The sequence below is a fragment of the Limnothrix sp. HT2024 genome (genome assembly GCF_059138625.1).
Window position 1 is genome coordinate 2,400,408 of sequence record NZ_CM181121.1, and the last position, 17,424, is coordinate 2,417,831.

13 protein-coding genes are annotated in these 17,424 nt (G+C 52.7%); 4 read left to right on the top strand and 9 right to left on the bottom strand.

The window, feature by feature from the left end:
• Positions 1-68: 68 nt before the first annotated feature.
• The 6 genes from AC2IAX_RS09540 to fabD all read right to left on the bottom strand — a co-directional run bounded on the left by AC2IAX_RS09540 (position 69) and on the right by fabD (position 6,747).
• Positions 69-1,319: a helix-turn-helix domain-containing protein gene (locus AC2IAX_RS09540; protein ID WP_494387307.1), complete on the bottom strand. Its 1,251-nt coding sequence runs from the start codon at positions 1,317-1,319 to the stop codon at positions 69-71.
• Between the two features lie 12 nt (positions 1,320-1,331).
• Entirely contained in the window at positions 1,332-2,066 is a 735-nt protein-coding gene (locus AC2IAX_RS09545; RefSeq protein WP_494387308.1) for a hypothetical protein, read from the bottom strand.
• A 204-nt stretch (positions 2,067-2,270) separates the two neighbouring features.
• Positions 2,271-4,904, bottom strand: coding sequence for a bifunctional acetaldehyde-CoA/alcohol dehydrogenase (gene adhE / locus AC2IAX_RS09550; protein ID WP_494387309.1), 2,634 nt, complete (start codon positions 4,902-4,904; stop codon positions 2,271-2,273).
• A gap of 180 nt (positions 4,905-5,084) precedes the next feature.
• Complete coding sequence (locus AC2IAX_RS09555) at positions 5,085-5,432, bottom strand: hypothetical protein (protein WP_494387310.1); 348 nt, start codon at positions 5,430-5,432, stop codon at positions 5,085-5,087.
• 10 nt (positions 5,433-5,442) lie between these two features.
• Positions 5,443-5,724, bottom strand: a complete 282-nt coding sequence (locus AC2IAX_RS09560; RefSeq protein WP_494387311.1) for a hypothetical protein — start codon at positions 5,722-5,724, stop codon at positions 5,443-5,445.
• 144 nt (positions 5,725-5,868) lie between these two features.
• Complete coding sequence (gene fabD / locus AC2IAX_RS09565; protein WP_494387312.1) at positions 5,869-6,747, bottom strand: ACP S-malonyltransferase; 879 nt, start codon at positions 6,745-6,747, stop codon at positions 5,869-5,871.
• A 218-nt stretch (positions 6,748-6,965) separates the two neighbouring features.
• Between fabD and AC2IAX_RS09570 the strand changes: the two genes are divergently transcribed.
• The 4 genes from AC2IAX_RS09570 to AC2IAX_RS09585 all read left to right on the top strand — a co-directional run bounded on the left by AC2IAX_RS09570 (position 6,966) and on the right by AC2IAX_RS09585 (position 11,719).
• Complete coding sequence (locus AC2IAX_RS09570; protein WP_494387313.1) at positions 6,966-8,312, top strand: efflux RND transporter periplasmic adaptor subunit; 1,347 nt, start codon at positions 6,966-6,968, stop codon at positions 8,310-8,312.
• Complete coding sequence (locus AC2IAX_RS09575; RefSeq protein ID WP_494387314.1) at positions 8,312-9,517, top strand: ABC transporter permease; 1,206 nt, start codon at positions 8,312-8,314, stop codon at positions 9,515-9,517. The genes AC2IAX_RS09570 and AC2IAX_RS09575 overlap by 1 nt, the downstream gene beginning before the upstream one ends.
• A gap of 336 nt (positions 9,518-9,853) precedes the next feature.
• A complete protein-coding gene (locus AC2IAX_RS09580) occupies positions 9,854-11,074 on the top strand; it encodes a sensor histidine kinase (RefSeq protein WP_494387315.1) in 1,221 nt (406 codons plus the stop codon).
• Positions 11,075-11,080: 6 nt separating this feature from the next.
• The gene (locus AC2IAX_RS09585; protein ID WP_494387316.1) at positions 11,081-11,719 is read left to right on the top strand and encodes a response regulator transcription factor; all 639 of its coding nucleotides are present in this window, start codon (positions 11,081-11,083) and stop codon (positions 11,717-11,719) included.
• A gap of 57 nt (positions 11,720-11,776) precedes the next feature.
• Here the strand turns inward: AC2IAX_RS09585 and AC2IAX_RS09590 are convergent, their stop codons facing one another.
• The 3 genes from AC2IAX_RS09590 to AC2IAX_RS09600 form a co-directional block, all read right to left on the bottom strand.
• Positions 11,777-12,649 carry a class I SAM-dependent methyltransferase gene (locus AC2IAX_RS09590; protein ID WP_494387317.1) on the bottom strand — a complete coding sequence of 291 codons (873 nt, stop codon included), beginning with the start codon at positions 12,647-12,649 and terminating at the stop codon, positions 11,777-11,779.
• Positions 12,650-12,826: 177 nt separating this feature from the next.
• A complete protein-coding gene (locus tag AC2IAX_RS09595; protein WP_494387318.1) occupies positions 12,827-13,651 on the bottom strand; it encodes a DUF3800 domain-containing protein in 825 nt (274 codons plus the stop codon).
• Between the two features lie 116 nt (positions 13,652-13,767).
• A complete protein-coding gene (locus tag AC2IAX_RS09600) occupies positions 13,768-17,244 on the bottom strand; it encodes a DNA methyltransferase (RefSeq protein ID WP_494387319.1) in 3,477 nt (1,158 codons plus the stop codon).
• Positions 17,245-17,424 lie beyond the last annotated feature (180 nt).

Genomic DNA, 17,424 nt, shown 5'->3' on the forward strand with positions numbered 1-17,424 from the left:
AATTCAACTTCGTTCAGGTAATTAGCTGCATGTCAGGGACAAAAAGCCCAGATCCCCTACTGCTAGGATTATCCGAATAGCCTGGTTACTTTTGGATTAGGACTTGGTGCATTGACAAGGTTTTCATCAAGATCAATGGAAAGTTGATCATTATTAGCTCTCATCAAGCGAATAACCTTATCTGGTAAATCCTCTAGATACCCCTCGGATAAACAACAAATTTCTTCAATATCAGATGAGTAGAGATTCAAGTAGCTAGGAATACTAGAGCGATAGCTCACTGATTCTTCCACTAGCATCTCTATCGCTGAACTCAGAAGACGGGGTGATTCTAAGGGAATTTCGTTGTCAAACGGTTCTGCCCTACGCCATCCCCTGCGAGAGTAATTGCGCCACATGGAATCGATCTCAACATCAGCTAAAGCTCCAAGGCTCTTACATCTATAAATCATCATGGCGATGGAAACTTTCCATTTCCCTTTCAACATCCTAAAAAGCTCCAATGAAGGTCGATTGACCTCATTTAGAAATGCATACTGAGGAAACAGGAAAAATGATGAAAAGAGATCAGCTTGGCGCTCAATTTTATTCAAAATATCTTCATCTGACAGATGTTGATCCCTAGCTTCTGCGTGAAGCAGGATATGACCTAGTTCATGCCCCAAGTCAAATCTTGAACGTGCGCACGACCCTTTATCACTCCCCAAAATTATGAAAGGTCGTAGCTTACAGATTATGGAATACGCATCCACTGCTTTCGAGTCAAGAGAGCAGCGTCCAATAAGAATTCCCTGATTCTCTAGTAGCCAAGTGACATTGCTGATAGGGCCATACCCTAGCCCCCAAAATCTTCGCGTTTCGTTCGCGGCTTTCTCAATTCTAGCGTTTGCCTCTTCGTTTGGAAGAGCCAGCCAATCATCGAAATTTTGAGGAATGATCTCATTAAGATTTGGTAGGTTTAGAGGAGGAAAGTCAATGAAGCTGTCGAGATAGATATAGATTTCTCTTAGAATATTGGCTTTTTCACTAGCCATATCTCGCTTTTTCTTGGTCGCTGAGTTGAAAGATCTAAAGAAAGTAACCTCACCGTTTTCTGGCTGGTAGAGCCATTTACTCAGCAAGAAAGACGTAGGAACTTCAAGGACTGTACAAATCTTTTCTAGTGTTTCGGGTGTAGGTTCCTGTCCCCCTCTTTCATATTTGTAGACAGACTGTCGGCTGACTCCAATCAAATCAGACAGTTGAGCGGCAGTAACTCCTCGCATATTGCGAGCAGACCTCAATTTATCTCCCTGAAATATTTTTCTTCTGACTGTCATAGTGGTTACGTTCTACGCCTCTGTCGATTCGTTTTGTTTTTTGCGACGTGGTTTGGGTTCTGGGACTTGAATAATACTCTGATCCTTACGTCGATGTGCCGGAGGATCAATACGTTCAACCTCAAATGGATCGTGCAGTTGAAGATTGCTGATGAGCCTCGACTCCTTATACTCACGGCATGGAATACGTTGCTCTAGATGCATGAGCTGGAAGTCAGGGCTAAGTCCGTAGAAGATAGGCACAAAAATCAGGTCATTGCTATTTTTCCACATGACCCAGCATTGACTATTCTTCTTAGGCTCAGACTGTAAATCAACGATATTTGAATCAAGTGGTAATTCTAGTTGAGCTGGTAGCGGGGGGTTGTTTTCACTGAGCTTCTTTCTATAATTTGAGAAAGGAGCTAGTTTCCCGTTGCTTTGCGATTTATGCAATGTAATGAGAAACCTATCTAGAATTATTTTTACGTAGTAATGATTTGACGCTCTTGCCGCTGACTCAATTTCAATGTTGAAACGCTTTTTTAAGTCACTTTGATAGATAAGTTTTTCTAGTTGCTCGTTTACTTCATGGTTATAGAGCCGAGAAAAGATTTCTGCTTTCCGCCGATCATTATAGCCAGCAACCTTTTCATGAACGATTGGAATAGACATCCAGCAAGCTTCAGAACAGATCTCCTTGATTTCTGTCATTCCCGGTTGAGATTTGTATAGTGCGACCACTTCGCTAGCTGCATCTAACGTCATACCCAAAGACCTCTTTTTTTTACCATGCCACTACAGTATCATCAGTAACCCAAAACGTCAATAAATAAGTTTTTTGTAAACCAAAACGATCTGAGACGTGGTTTATGGTGCTTGACTTGGATATGAAATTTCATTGCAGTGAAGGTTCGATCGGGACGATCAAGCCCCGATCGAACCACTCGCGAGCGACGGCTTAACCAGGCCCTAGGGAGTCGTCACCGGTTCCGGCGCTTCCGGAGCCGACAGCAGCGGCGAATCTCCGTGATAGGCCCGCAACAACAGCGCTTTTAGCTCGCTGATCATCGGGTAACGGGGATTCGACACCGTGCATTGATCGTCAAAGGCGCGATCGGCCACGTCGTCCAACTTCGCCAAAAACTCCGCTTCACTGATCGAGGTGGCTTCCCGAATTGATCGGGGAATCCCCACCTGCTGCTTCAGCGCCTCGATCGCCCCAATCAGTCGATCGATCTTCTCATCCTCCGTTGTGCCCCCCAAATTCAAATAGTCCGCAATCCGGGCATAGCGCCACTTCGCATTTGGATACTTGTATTGCGGGAACGCCGCCTGCTTAAAGGGCGCATCCGTCGCGTTGTAGCGAATCACATGGGAAATCAACAGCGCATTGGCCAGGCCGTGGGGAATGTGGAACGTGCCGCCAATTTGGTGGGCGATCGAGTGGCAAATGCCCAAAAAGCCATTGGCAAAGGCCATCCCCGCCATCGTTGCCGCATAGTGCATCTTTTCCCGCGCCTTCGGATCCGCCGCCCCATGCTCATAGGCCGAGGGTAGGTATTTAAAGATCAGCCGAATCGCTTCCAGGGCCTCGCCGTTCGTGAACTCCGAAGCCAACACGGACACATAGGACTCCAGGGCATGGGTCAGGGCATCAACCCCCCCAAAGGCCGTCAGGGACTTGGGCATATCCAGCACCAATTGCGGATCGCAAATGGCCATGGTCGGCGTGAGGGCATAGTCCGCCAAGGGATACTTGATCCCCGTGCGCTCATCCGTCACCACCGCGAAGGGCGTAACCTCCGATCCCGTGCCTGAGGTGGTGGGAATTGCCACCAAAATCGCCTTCTCACCCAAGGACGGCAGCTCATACACCCGCTTGCGAATGTCCATGAACCGCATCGACAGCCCCTCAAACTCAATTTCGGGGTGCTCATACAGCAACCAGGCGATCTTGGCCGCGTCCATCGGTGAGCCACCCCCGATCGCGATGATCGTGTCCGGATTGAACGATCGCATCTGTTCCAGAATCCGGTTCACCGTTCCCAGGCAGGGATCCGGCTCCACATCGTAAAAGGTGTCGTACTGCAAGCCAATGTCATCCAGGACGCTTTCCAGACCCGCCGTGATCCCCAAATCGTAAAGGGGTTTGTCGGTGATGATGAACGCCCGATCGCGCCCGGTCAGCTCCCGAATCGCCACCGGCAGCGAGCCGTATTTGAAGTAGATTTTCGGCGGAATTCGGAACCAGAGCATATTTTCCCGCCGTTCCGCCACGGTTTTGATGTTCAGCAGGTGGCGCGGTTCCACGTTCTCGCTAATGGAGTTGCCGCCCCAAGTACCGCAACCGAGGGTGAGGGATGGATCCAGCCGGAAGTTATAGATATCCCCGATCGCCCCTTGGGATGAGGGCGTGTTGATCAGCACCCGCGCCGTTTGCACCTGATCCTCAAACCGTTTGATTCGATCGCGGTTTTCCGGCGACGTGTAGAGCACCGCCGTATGGCCCCGCCCGGCAAACATCACCAGAGATTCACTCAGCTCCACCGCCTGGGCAAAGTCCGCCGCCCGATACATGGCCAGCACCGGCGACAGCTTCTCGTAGGAGAACGGCTCCTCGGGCCCCACCACGCTGGCCTCCCCGACGATCAGGCGCGTCCCCGGCGGTAGCTGAATCTCCGCCATCGCCGCGATCTGCTCCACCGATTGACCCACAATATTCGGGTTCAAGCGCCCATCAATCAGGATTTGCGCGCCCATCCGGACTTTCTCTTCGGGATTCAGGAAATAGGCCCCCCGATCGCGAAATTCCTGCTTCACCTGCTCGTAAACCGCATCCACCACCACCACCGATTGCTCGCTGGCGCAAATCATGCCGTTGTCGAAGGTTTTGCTGAGAATAATCGACGACACGGCCATTTTCAGGTGCGCCGTTTCGTCAATCAGGGCCGGCGTATTCCCCGCGCCCACACCCAAGGAGGGATGGCCCGACGAGTAGGCCGCGCGCACCATGCCCGGCCCGCCCGTGGCCAAAATCAGATTCACATCCGGGTGCTGCATCAACTGCTGCGACAAGGGCACGGTGGGCTGATCAATCCAACCGATGATGTCCGGCGGGGCCCCAGCTTCCACGGCCGCTTGCAAAATCACCCGCGCCGCCTCGATCGTGCAGTCCTTGGCGCGAGGGTGGGGCGAAAAGATAATCCCGTTGCGGGTTTTCAGGGCAATCAAGGCCTTAAAAATTGCCGTCGAAGTGGGATTCGTGGTGGGCACAATTCCTGCCAAAATCCCCACGGGTTCGGCAATTCGCTGGATCCCAAAGGCCTTGTCCTCTTCGATCACCCCGCAGGTTTTATCAGCTTTGTATTTGTTGTAGATGAATTCTGAGGCGAAGTGATTTTTGATCACTTTGTCCTCGATCGTCCCCATTCTCGTTTCGGTTACCGCCAGCTTGGCCAGGGGGATGCGGGCCGCGTTGGCCGCCAGGGCTGCTTTTTTGAAGATCAAATCCACCTGCTCTTGGCTGAAGGTGGCATAGGTGCGCTGTGCGGCCTTGACCCGCGCAATTAGGGCTTCGAGTTCGCGATCGTTGGTAACGGTCATAACGCACCTCGCAGGAATGGCGTTCTGCCCTTACGCTAGGTTGATCCCCTTAGTTTGGTTAGATTTGTTGACAAGTTTTTAGGTTTTGCTGGCCCAAATTGCAACGAACCTTTACGAAGTCTCACGGAACACCCGGCCGCCGATCGCCCAAAATCATCGTTCAGCTCGGTGACTATTCCCCTAGTCCAACAGGCCCGATCGCTCCAAAATCCATTGGCTCCACAGGCTCGATCGCTCCAAAACGACCTGACGACGATCGGCATTTGGCCACAGTGCCGGCCAATTGGCTAACCATTGAACAATCTGCCGCTGAATTGCCACCAGCTCGATCGCCACCGGTAAATCGGTCTCGGGGGCTGACCATTCAATAAACCAACCACTTTCCCGCAGCAAACTAGAAATGAGCTGCCCATTATCAGGGTTTTTGCCAAAGGATTTAACCCGCGCCAAATTCGCCGCAATGCCACCTAAACGCACCGCCAAACTATCACGCACATATCGCTCTCGTCGCCTTAGAAAATCATTCATGAATCTCAGCTTATGACTCGGGCTGTTCTAGGCCCAGGAGATCGTAAGCATCTGCCAAACTCAAGCGCGATCGATCCGTCTTGCGCTCTTGCAACAGGGCCATCAGTTCTGGATTTTGAGTCATTTGCTGAACCTCCGTGGTCAAATCCTCGGCCGAACCTTGCAATCGCTCAACGGAGGTCAACACAAATTCGCGACCATCGGGCAGCTTCAAAAGCAGAACATCATCTTGAGCTTGGGCAAAGAGATTCAGAAGAAACTGAATAACATGGGTTAAATGAATTACCTTCATCAGTTGTAGAACTTCTTTTAAATAAAGCGTTGATGATGAACTTTCTCACTTAATTAATACCCATTTTGATGGAATCGATCGCCAGTTACCAGTGATTGTTACGGATAACTAGCGATCACTCCATCACGTCACCAGCAAGCAGATTTAAGCGATGTCGGCGAGGGCGGCAATGTTGACCAGGGCGGTGTTCGGGCAGGCACGCTTTAGCAATCCCGTCAGCACTTTGCCCGGCCCCACCTCGATCGCCTCCGTGCAGGCCACCTGGTTCAACATCACCATCGTTTCCCGCCAGCGCACCGAACCGGTCATCTGCTTCGAGAGCCGTTCTTTCAAAGCTGCGCCGCTGGTTTCCGGGGTGGGGTCAGTGTTGGAGAGCACCCCGATCGCCGTGTCCGCAAACTCCGTAGCCGCCAGGATTTCGTTAAATTCCGCCGATGCTTCCGCCATGTAGGGCGAGTGGAACGCACCGGACACGGCCAACGCCACGGCCCGCTTAGCTTTCACGTTGGCCAGGATCGCATCAACCGCGTCGGGCGTTCCGGAAATCACCACTTGGGCATCGCTGTTGTCGTTGGCCAGCACCACGCCTTCGGTGGCGGCGATCGCCTCGGTCAGGGCAGCGCGGTTGAACCCAATCATGGCCGCCATTTTGCCGCCGGAAGCCCCTTGCATCAGTTCCGCCCGCCGCTTCACCAACTTCAGACCCGCTTCAAAGCTGAAGGCCCCGGCCGCGTAGAGCGCCACGTATTCACCCAAGCTGTGACCCGCCACTAGGTCGGGCATTTGGCCAGCGGCTTTCAGCGCGTCAACCAAGATCGCCTCGATCGCATACAAGCAAGGCTGGGTGTATTGGGTTTGCGAGAGTTGTGCCTCGTCGCCGTTGCAGACCTCCGCCACCGACCAACCCAAAATTTCATCCGCGATCGCCAGTTTGGCCTGAGCAGCGGCCGAGTCGAGCAGGTCGGCGGTCATGCCCACGGCTTGGGAGCCTTGGCCCGGAAACATCCAGAGGGTTTTTGCCATTGTGTTTGCTGTGCTTCGCATCGATATAGACAAGGTGCTTATACCAAGCGGCCGGCCCGTTGCGCTAGCGGGGAATTTCCGGCAATCTGCCCCTGATGGCGGCCGCTGGGAAATCATGACTCTAGTCATGGGCACTGATGACCGGCGGCAGTCGTCGAGATGGGGGCGATCTTTTTAGATTGATGGGGTGGCATTTGATCCCGGTTTGGGCAACGTCGATGCAACCTGCGATTCGGTTCAAGTTTCAGCAATGGCGGCTGTGGGTTGGGGGCCTCGGGGCCCTGGGCCTGTTGGGCACGATCGCCCTGGCGATCCCTCACCCAGCGCCTGCCCCCAAGGTAGATCTTGCCCAAGACACGACCCTAGTGCAGCGGCAAGATTTGGTGGTGCAAGTACAGGCCAATGGGGTGGTGCAGCCCCTGCGGAAGGTCAACTTGGCCCCGAAGGAGGCCGGCAAGGTGGCGGCCTTGTTTGTGCGCGAGGGCGATCGAGTGCAGCCCGGGCAAGTGGTGGCCCGCATGGACGGCGAGCAACTGCAAGCCCAAGTCAACCAATTTCAAGGGGCACTCGCGCGATCGCAGGCGGAATTGCAACTGAAACTTGCGGGGAATCGCCCTGAGGACATCACCAAAGCCCAAGCCGAGGTGCAACGGCAGCAAGCCCAGTTGCAAGAGGCCGAAGGCAAGTGGCAATTAGCCACCCAAAAACTGCAGCGCCGCCAGCTTTTGGCCACCGAGGGCGTACTGAGTCAAGATGCTTTGGATGAGACCTTGACCGAAGCCCGCAACGCCCGCGCCACCGTTGAGCAGGCCAAAGCCAGCTTGGCCAACGCCGAACAGGAATTCCATAAACAGCGCCAGGGGTTTCGCGCCGAGGAAATTGCCCAAGCCCGCGCCCAAGTGGCAGAAGCGCGATCGCAACTGCAAGTCGTGCGGATTCAGTTACAAAACACGCTGATTCGATCGCCCTTTGGGGGAGTCATCACCCGCCGATTCGCCGATGTGGGGGATTTTGTTGCACCTACCACCACCGCATCCAGCAGTGATGGGGCCACCTCCGCCGCCATTGCCGAACTCTTCAGTGGTTTAGAAGTCGAAGCCAAAATTCCCGAAACCGCGATCGGTCAAATTCGCCAGGGCCAAGCCGTCGAAATTCGCAGCGACAGCTATCCCGATCGCACGTTTCAGGGCCGGGTCAAGCGCATCGCCCCCCGGGCTGTGCCAGAAAACAACGTCACCACCTTTCGCATCAAAGTTTCCCTGCAAACGGGACTGGACATCTTAAAAGCTGGCATGAACGTCAAGTTAGCGTTTTTGGGCCAGCCGATTCGGAATGCGTTGGTGGTGCCGCTCGCGGCCCTTGTCACCCAAAAGGACGGCCGCAAGGGCGTATGGCGACTTGTGCCGAACCAGGAAGCACGCTTTCAAACCGTGGAAATTGGCGCGGAAAGTGGCAGCCAAGCCCAGGTGCGATCGGGCCTGCAAGCGGGCGATCGAATTTTGCTGAGTCCTCCGATCAACCAAGTGATTCCGGGTGTTGATAATCCCGAAGGAAGCGGTTTCTAATGAACCCTCTAGATACGCTCAACATGGCGATCGGCACTTTGGTCAGCCATCGAATGCGGAGCCTGCTGACCATGCTGGGCATCGTGATTGGCAATGCTTCAGTGGTGGCCACCGTGGGGCTGGGTGAAGGGGCCCAACATTTCACCGCCACCCAGGTGGAATCCTTGGGTGCAAACTCCCTGTACGTTTTTTTGAGTGAGCAACAAAGCAAGGAACTGACCGGCGAAGTGCCGCGCTTGCTGTTGTCCGAAGCTGACTTGATTGCCACCCAAGCACCGGCCGTTCAATGGGTGTCACCCACGATTTCGAGTTCCTTGGCGATCGGTCGTCAAAGTCGCACCGTGACGACAACGGTGCAGGGAGTCACCCCCGACTTTCTCAAGGTGCGGAATATTCGCATGGCCCAGGGGATTTTTTGGGACGAGGCTGCCCAACGTCAGGATCGCAAGGTGGCGGTGTTGGGCGGGGAGCTGGCCCGGAAACTGTTCGATCGCACCAACCCGATCGGGCAGGAAATCCGAATTAACTATCAGAGCTTTCAGATCATCGGCGTCATCCAAAGAAAAGGTGCATTTCTCGGTGTGAATCCCGATGCCAATGCCTTCATTCCAATCACAACCATGGCCCATCAAGTCGTGGGGCGACGAGTCCCCCAAGGACTGCTGATCGATGAAATTGAGATCACCGCCCGCGACCAAGCCCAAATTCGATCGGCGGCCTTCCAAGTCACAAATCTGTTGACACGCTTGCATGGCAAACAGGATTTCTCAGTGGTGGCAAATAAATCCATTCAGGATTTGTTAGGGCAAATTACCAGCGCGTTGGGAACAATGCTCACCTTGATTGCGGGGATTTCCTTGCTGGTGGGCGGCATTGGCATCATGAACATCATGCTGGTTTCCGTTGCCGAGCGCACCCAGGAAATTGGTCTCCGCAAGGCGATCGGTGCTCCTCCTCAGGCGATCTTGCAGCAGTTTTTAATTGAAGCCACGATCTTGTCCGTGGCCGGTGGTGTCGTGGGCATTTCCCTGGGCGCGGGCGGCATGGCCCTGATCGGCACTTTGACTCCTTTCAAACCCACCGTTCCTGTGCCGGTCGTGGTGGTGGTCACGGCTATTTCCGGTGCGATCGGTCTGGTTTTTGGGGTGGTTCCGGCTCGCCAAGCGTCCCAGCTTGACCCGATTACGGCATTAAAAACGTCCTAGGGAAATACAGCTTTTACCTAACACGATGGGTACGACAGATCGCAGATACCATGAAGCAATTATTAGGTGGGCAGTGCGCACCCTACGGGCTGCTACGGGCTGCCGTTAGCCGATCGTGGGAAGCAAGGGGCTTAGGATCTGTCGTCGTTTAGCCCAAAACCCTAGATCTGCCGTTAGCGGATCGCGGGGACAAGGGGCCTAAGCCCCTTGTTACGACGATTGGGGTAAGGAAGATCAACCGTTTCAGAATTACCTCAAAAAATGGTGACACTCCCCCAAATCCCTTTGCAGACTTTTGAATCGTTCTCCAGTGGGAATTGCCCGCTGCATTGCAGGATGAAAGCTCTACGCAGCTACTTTGGTTCCTCTTTCTTTAAGTTACGGCCCATGATGCGCTATGCGGAATGGGTCTTGCTCTTAATGTATGGCTTGGCCTATGGCATTGATTGGTATTTTTATAAATTGCCGACCTTACCCGATTTATTCAGCAAGGTTTTGGTGTTTGTCACCATCTTTTGGTTGCTGAGTTGGTTTTTTCCAATCAAGCAACCTCACTGGGTGCGATACACCTATATTGGATTGGAAATATCACTGGTGCTAGTGGCGCAATTGTTACTAGTTGATCTGCATTTGTTACTATATTTAATCTTAATCAAAAGTTGTTTTTTATTTAACCGAAAAACCATTATCTATCTCGTAACAGGATCAGGAATTAGTTACTTGCTCTGTATCTGGTGGACGATTCCTATCATTGAAAAGTTGTTCATTGAAACCACGCGATCGCAACAATGGGAGGAAATTTACAAACCACAGGCGATTATTTTGTCGAGTTCGGTGGAATACATCAGCATCAGTGCTCTGGTGATGGTGATTGGCTTTTTGATCATGGCTGAGCGTCGCAGCCGCCAACGATCGGAAGCCCTGGCCCAAGCGATCGAAACCCTAGCGGCGGATTTGGAGCGATCGCGCATTGCCCGCGAAATTCACGACTCCTTGGGCCATGCGCTGACCACCCTTCGCCTACAACTCGAACTAGTTCAAGTGATGCAAGGGCGCGATCGCGATCAAGCGGCCACCGCCCTCAACCATGCACAAACCCTAGCCAGTCAATGCTTAGAGGCAGTACACCAAGCGGTTCAAACCACCCGTGATCCCTCTTTTCAGCTCGATGTGGCTTTGCAGCGGTTAATTAATCAAATTCACAACACCCAATCCCTGGTGATTACCTCAAGATTGAACCTACCGGCGATCGATATCCAAACTAGCCATCAGGTTTATTGCATGATTCAAGAAGCCTTAACCAATGTGCAAAAACATGCGCGGGCCTCAAGGGTGAATTTGCTGAGCCACTACACAGCATCGACGCTCACGTTGGAAATTACGGACAATGGCCAAGGCTTTGATCTGGGCGCGGCCGCAACCGGTTATGGATTGCGCGGCATACGAGAACGAGTGCAGCTTCTCGGCGGACAGTTTGCGATCGCCAGCACACCGGGAACAGGCACCACCCTAAGCATCACGATTCCCCGATCATGGGGATTAACCCCTGAGGATTAAGCCGCTATGATTCGGCTGCTATTGGTTGATGATCAAGATCTATTTCGGCAGGGATTAGCCACATTGCTAGCCCTAGAAATGGATCTAGAAATTGTGGGTCAAGCGGACAATGGCCAGGCAGCGATCGCCCTAGCTGAGCAACAGCAACCCGATATTATTTTGATGGATATTGAAATGCCCATTTGTAATGGGATTCGGGCAACACAGGAAATTCATCAGCGATTTCCTTGGATCCGAGTTTTGGTGCTGACCACGTTCGATCGCGAGGATTATATTTGGCAATCGCTCCAGGCTGGGGCCTTGGGCTATATCCTCAAAAACGCCCCCTCCAAACAAGTGGCCGATGCAATTCGCAGCGTCCACCATGGCTACAGTCAACTGGGCCCGACGATCGCCCCGAAAGTTTTTGCGCATTTAACCACCCATCCACCGACTACCCCGGCCGACCTGACCCAGCGCTTTAGCGATCGCGAATTGGCCGTGCTCAGACTGCTGGGCGAGGGCAAAACCAATCAGGAAATCGCCCAGATTTTGTATCTGGCCCACGGCACTGTCAAAAACCACATTAGTCGCATTTTAAGTGAGCTACAGGTGACCGATCGCACCCAAGCAGCCCTCTGGGCCCAACAGCACTACCGGCGCTAAATGCCTAGCCCCTTAGCCCGCCGACTGAGCGGGCCAGACTCCTCCTCTCTTGGACTTTTAGCGGGGGATTTCCGGCCAGGGCAGGGGGCGGCTGTCGTTGCTGAGGTCGGAAGCCTTGAGGGCCACGGGGTTGCCCTTGAAGGCCACAAAGGTGGCGCGATCGCCCGTCCCCGATCGCCGCAATTGCTCAAATTTTTCCACCAGCGGCGAGTGGCATTCATAGATCGACGTGAAGCCACAGTGCTGCATCAGGTTAAACAACGACGGGCGCGTTAACCAAAAGCTGTAGTCGTTGTCCAAAGAAGCCCAGAGAATTTTCAGGCGATCGTCCGTGGAAGCTTCCGGCGCGTGCTCCACATAGCGACAACCGGCCAGGGTCAACCCCGCATAGTCATGCTGCACTTCGGCGGTGCGGCTGACGTGGGTATCGACGATCGCCAGCTTGGTGCAAACGGAGCCGATCTGTTCCATGAACCGGAACACGTCCGGCGCGTCCAGGTGGTAATAAATCCCCAAACAGAGCACCACATCAAAGTGGCCGTAGCGCTCCACGGATAGGTTGCGCACGTCGTCGCAGTAAAAGTCGATGTTGGTTAGGCCCAGGCTATCTTTCACAAAGCGAGCTTTGGCCAGGTTGGCTTCGCGCCCTTCGATGCCCACCACCTGCGCACCCTGCATGGCCAACTCCAGGCCATACATCCCCTCCAAACAAGCCAAATCCAGAATCCGTAACCCTTCCACGGAGCCACCACACCAGTCCATGACGATTTGGGTCATGCGGCGCAGCTTGGGTTCCGAGGGAGTCGGGGTCGGGGCGATCGTGTAGCAGCCGTCCGCTAGGCGCATATTGTGGTTCGTCCAGTCACCAAACTCGGCGATGACTTTGGCTTTGGCGGCTTCGAGGGCGGCGATCGCGTCGGGGCTACTCACGGGCGTTCATCAAGACATAGCAACATCGCCCTCAGAATATCGGCATCGCGGCTAGGGGTTTGGTGCGCATGTGCCAACTTGGGCAGTTGCAACGGTTTTCCGTCGTCACATCCCAGATCAGCGCGGTAAAATAAAGAGCGAGAGGCGAACGTCGGCTCCATGCCGTGTGTTTAGGTTTTACCTAGACCTAGCCTCTCTCATTTTTTCAGCCGTTAACGGATTTCCATCGCTGTACCACTCTCCGTAAGGTTTATGGCGTTTATCGTCTAGATCCATAATCAGCCGATATTTAGGGGCAAGAGGCTTGAAGAATCGATCTTCTCCACGTTCGTAGAAGCGTTGCAAAGCCCACAAATAGTAATCAATAATTTGTAAGCCTGGACTCTGAGATGGGTAAGTTGATTCGATTGAAATTAGCCCATCAGAGCTAATCTTCCATTTAGCTTCAAAGTTTTTTCGAGCTTGGTTAATTGCTTGCTCTAGCGCATCCTCGCGGGCTTCTTTGCCGCGTCGTGCAATCGTGATATTGATGGAATTTGCTTTGTGCAGTCGATCTTTAAACAGGCGTTTAATTAAATCCTCATAAATTGCATTTTGTTGTAATTTTTTATTCAAGTTCTTGAAATTATCCTGCGCCCACTTAGCAATTTCAATCTTGCTGCGAACTGCGACATAGATTTTGACATCAAAGGATTGAATTAACTCAAAGACTTGCGCTCGAATTTCCGCATAGTCATCTTTTGCGTGAAAGGTAACTGCTGTTTTCTGGGCTTGCGGTTGCATGGAGGGAATGTCTTGATAGCGTGGATTATTCATCAACGCTAGCCGAAAGCCTGCCAATTCTCTGGCAGCAGCTTCAGGGTCAGCAATCTGGGCAATACCTACCATAAAAAATCGAGAAGCTCCTGGCTGACCAACGATCACTCGACCTTTTTTGTTAAAGAACGTTAAATCGCCAGCTTCATCAACGAAGTAGTGGTGTGCTTCCGAATCGATAGTCATGAAAAAAGCTCTTGAAGACTGACTCGGTTCAAGAAGCTTGGATGATGACAAACTTCTTGACTAGTCATGTCTGATTTTACCAAGAAGCTCTTCTCAACACGTCAATCACTGCCGTTCTAAGCGATCGGGTTAACGGCGGCGTGGTGCCAGGTTTCTGCGTGCTGAATTGCAAGGCCAAACCATTCGAGCCGATCGAGGTTTTCGCGAATAATTTGTCTGCGTTTGTCGGTGATTTTGCCTTTAAATTGGGCGGCGATTTGGTCGATCGACCAGTAGCCGGGGTTGCTGCGGAGGAGGTCACGGATGGCGGCGAGTTGGGCCTTGGGTTGGGTGGGCCAGGGCTGTGGCTCGGCGGCGGGGACGATCGGCTCGGGGCTGTCGATTAGGTTGGCGATCGCGGTTTGGGTGGTTTGGGTGGCGGGGGCTTGGTAGTCGGGCCGCAGCCAGCGAATGTGGCCATTGCGTTCTTCGGCGGCGCGTTCGGCGTTGAGTTTCACAAGCCGTTCCAGGATTTGTTCATCGAGGCTTTTGGCGGGTTCCTCGTCGGGGGGCAAGGGGCGATCGTCGGTGGGGGGCAAGGGGCTTAAGCCCCTTGTCTGGGTCAGTAGGGGGATGAGGTCGTCCCAACCGTAGGCGCGGAAGACGGCGCGATCGAGGTCGTCGTGAATTTGTTTGAGGGTGGAGACGAGGGCGCGATCGTTCAGTTCGCGGTCTTTGTCGGTGAAGGGTTGACCGGCGCGGAGTTTTTCGAGCAGGTTATACATCCCGGTGATGGTGATGTCGGGGTGGTTGGCCTGCACGGCTTTGCGATGGGCATCGAGCCGATCGCCCAGTTCGCGAATTTCTTGTTTGAGGCGATCGTCTGGATCAGGAAATGGAAAGCAATCAAAACACTTGCTATGGTTATAGGTTGAGTCGTTGCCAACACCAAGCCAACCACCAAGGGTATTTGCAAAAAGTATGTGAATGGTACTAGATAAAACCCCTAAATAGAAAGAATCATCCAAAGAAAATATTAAAATTTTTGTTTCTGGCAAAGTATTAATAGGTAAAAATTGAAATACTCTATGCCGAGAGGTTCGAGATGTCACAACAATCTTCTTTATTCCCAAAAAAGTCTCTCGAAATTTAGGACGTGGCTTAGAGTGAAGCCACCAGTTTTGTGCATATTCTTTTTGAGAACTTTGATCTCTTTCAGGCTTTACCTTTTCTAGAATCCATTGATATGCATCTGGATAATTTTCTTGCAAATCTTTTAATGATAGTCCTAGGGTGTCAATGACAAATTGAGTTCTTGGCTTTTGTACCAAATCTCGGCCTGTTAGATAAGGACGTATCAAATTGTTTTGAGTTTTAACAGAGAAAAATTTCAACTCTGTTGATTGCACTGTAAAGCCCTGCCCTGATAATTGAACACCTGGGCAAGCGAGACCTTTATTAGAATTCAGTCGGATTAGCGAACTTAAATCAGAGCCAATCTGAAAATGAGAGTCTATTTTTCCTTGCTTACTTTTAAATATCAATCTGTTCTGATCAGATCCTTTATTGCTTTCTTGTATAACCGTGAGAAGATTTCCTATTCGATTGGCACTTCCTAACACTGTGAATGCGACTCGTACTTGAGCACCATCATACGAATCAACCCAAGGATGATCTGGAATTGCCAAGTATATGGCGAGAGAATTGCTTATATAATCTTGAATGATCTTTTGATTAAAGGATTGAGTCAGGCTATTTGTTGTAATAAGTCCAAAAGCTTTAGCTTTTCCAGTCTTAACTAGGGCAGCAGCATAATTCCACCAATACATAACAAAATCAACTGATTGCGAAACACTTTTCCATGAATTTCTCAGAGCTTTAACATAACCTTCTCCTAGTGCAGATAGCATTTTCTTATTACCAATGAAAGGCGGATTACCAATGATGTAATCCGCCGCCGGCCATTCAGCAGGACGCGGATTTAAATAGCGATAAATCACCTTTTGATCACTCGGATCAGGAACCTCTTTTCCCGTCACCGGATGAATCATCGTCTTGCCACCCCAGCGAGTCCGCACCTGCCCCGTTTTGGAGTCCACATCCGGCTCCATCCCGTCATAGGCCAACACCGCATCACGATTTTCAATATTCCCAAACGCCTGCAACACCGGCTCCGGCGGCTCCGCATTGCCAAACCGTTTGAAATGCCACTGCAAATAACCAATCCAAATCACCAACTCCGCGATCGCCGCCGCCCGAGGATTAATTTCAATCCCTAAAAATTGCGACGGATTCACCTGTTTGGTCTCTAGCTGGATAGTCCCCACCACATCCACCAGCCGCGTCAAAACCTCCTGCTCCAAACCCTTCAGCAAATCCAACGACACATACAAAAAATTCCCCGTCCCACAGGCCGGATCGAGAATCCGAATCGATCGCAACTGCTCCAAAAACCCCTGAATTTCCGCCGCCGCCTTCGCCACCGCCCCCGCACTGCCATCCAACAGCCGCTTCACCTCCAGCTCGATCGCCTCCCACTGCGATCGCAACGGCTCCATCACCACCGGCCGCACCAACCGCTCCACATACGATCGCGGCGTGTAGTGCGCCCCCAACCGGCTGCGCTCCGCCTTGTCCAGCGCCCGTTCCAACAACGTGCCAAAAATCGCTGGCTCCACCTGGCTCCAATCCTTCGCCGCCGCCGCGTACAGAATTTCCAGTTGTTCCTTGGGCAGGGCGATCGCCGTCGCATTCTCAAAAAAACTGCCGTTAAACTTCAGCACCTTCTCGAAACCGAAGGAGCCACCCCGATTCATCGTTTCCCATAGGGATTCAATTTCCGGCTTAAAGGTCGCCGGGTTGGGAATCCAGCGATCGCGCAGCGCCTTCGTGAACACCTCCCCCTTCAGCAGTGCCACATCCTCCGCAAACATCGTGAAAATGCAGCGCATCAGGAAACTCGCCGTTGCCTGGGGATCGTGGCCCTGCTCCTCCAGCCAGCGCGACAGCTTGGCCAACTCCGCCGCCACCTCCCGAGTCACCCGCGCCCGCAGCTTTTCGGGGTTCAGCGCCTGCGGATCGGTGAAGATTTTGACGAAGCGATCGAACACCTCCGGCTGGGCCAAGTCCGCCAGGTTGACCGTTTCCCGCGCCCCATAGCCGCCATATTCGCCGCTGAACCCTTGCCAAATCTCGAAATGGGAGCCGATGTCGCACACCATCAAAAACGGCGGCAACGATCCCAGCATTCGGTTGTAGGCGTAGGATTTCGCTTGGTTAAAAGCCTTTTGCAGGTTGTCGCGATAGATCTTCGTGCCCCGTTTTCCATGGCCTTTGGCCGAAGAATCGCTGCCCTGCTTGGCTTCAATCAGGAAACAACCAGCCTTATAAAAATCCGCAAACCGCGTGTATTCGGCCTTGTCGCTGTAGAACTTAATGTCCTTGTCGAAGCAGTAGGGATCGCCGAGAACCGTTCCCTTCGGTGGTGGCTCTTCGACTCCCAAGGCGCGACACCAATCCCCAAAGAATGATTGATAATTCGCCCGTTCGTTGCCTTCCGAGCCTTGCCATTTTTTGAGGAATGCTGCAACGCGATCGCGATCGTCCGGGGTCATTGGGGAGTCGGGGCCTAAAATACCTATCGCTTATCTTACCGATCTGAACCGATCGCCTGGATTGCCAACCGTCGATCGCAACCGATGCGATCAGGCTGGCCCTTGAAAACCCGGAAGGGGCCCAGAAACCATGCGTGGTCTAGGCCCCTTCATTAAAGTTGGTGGGAAGTTCGGGAAGTT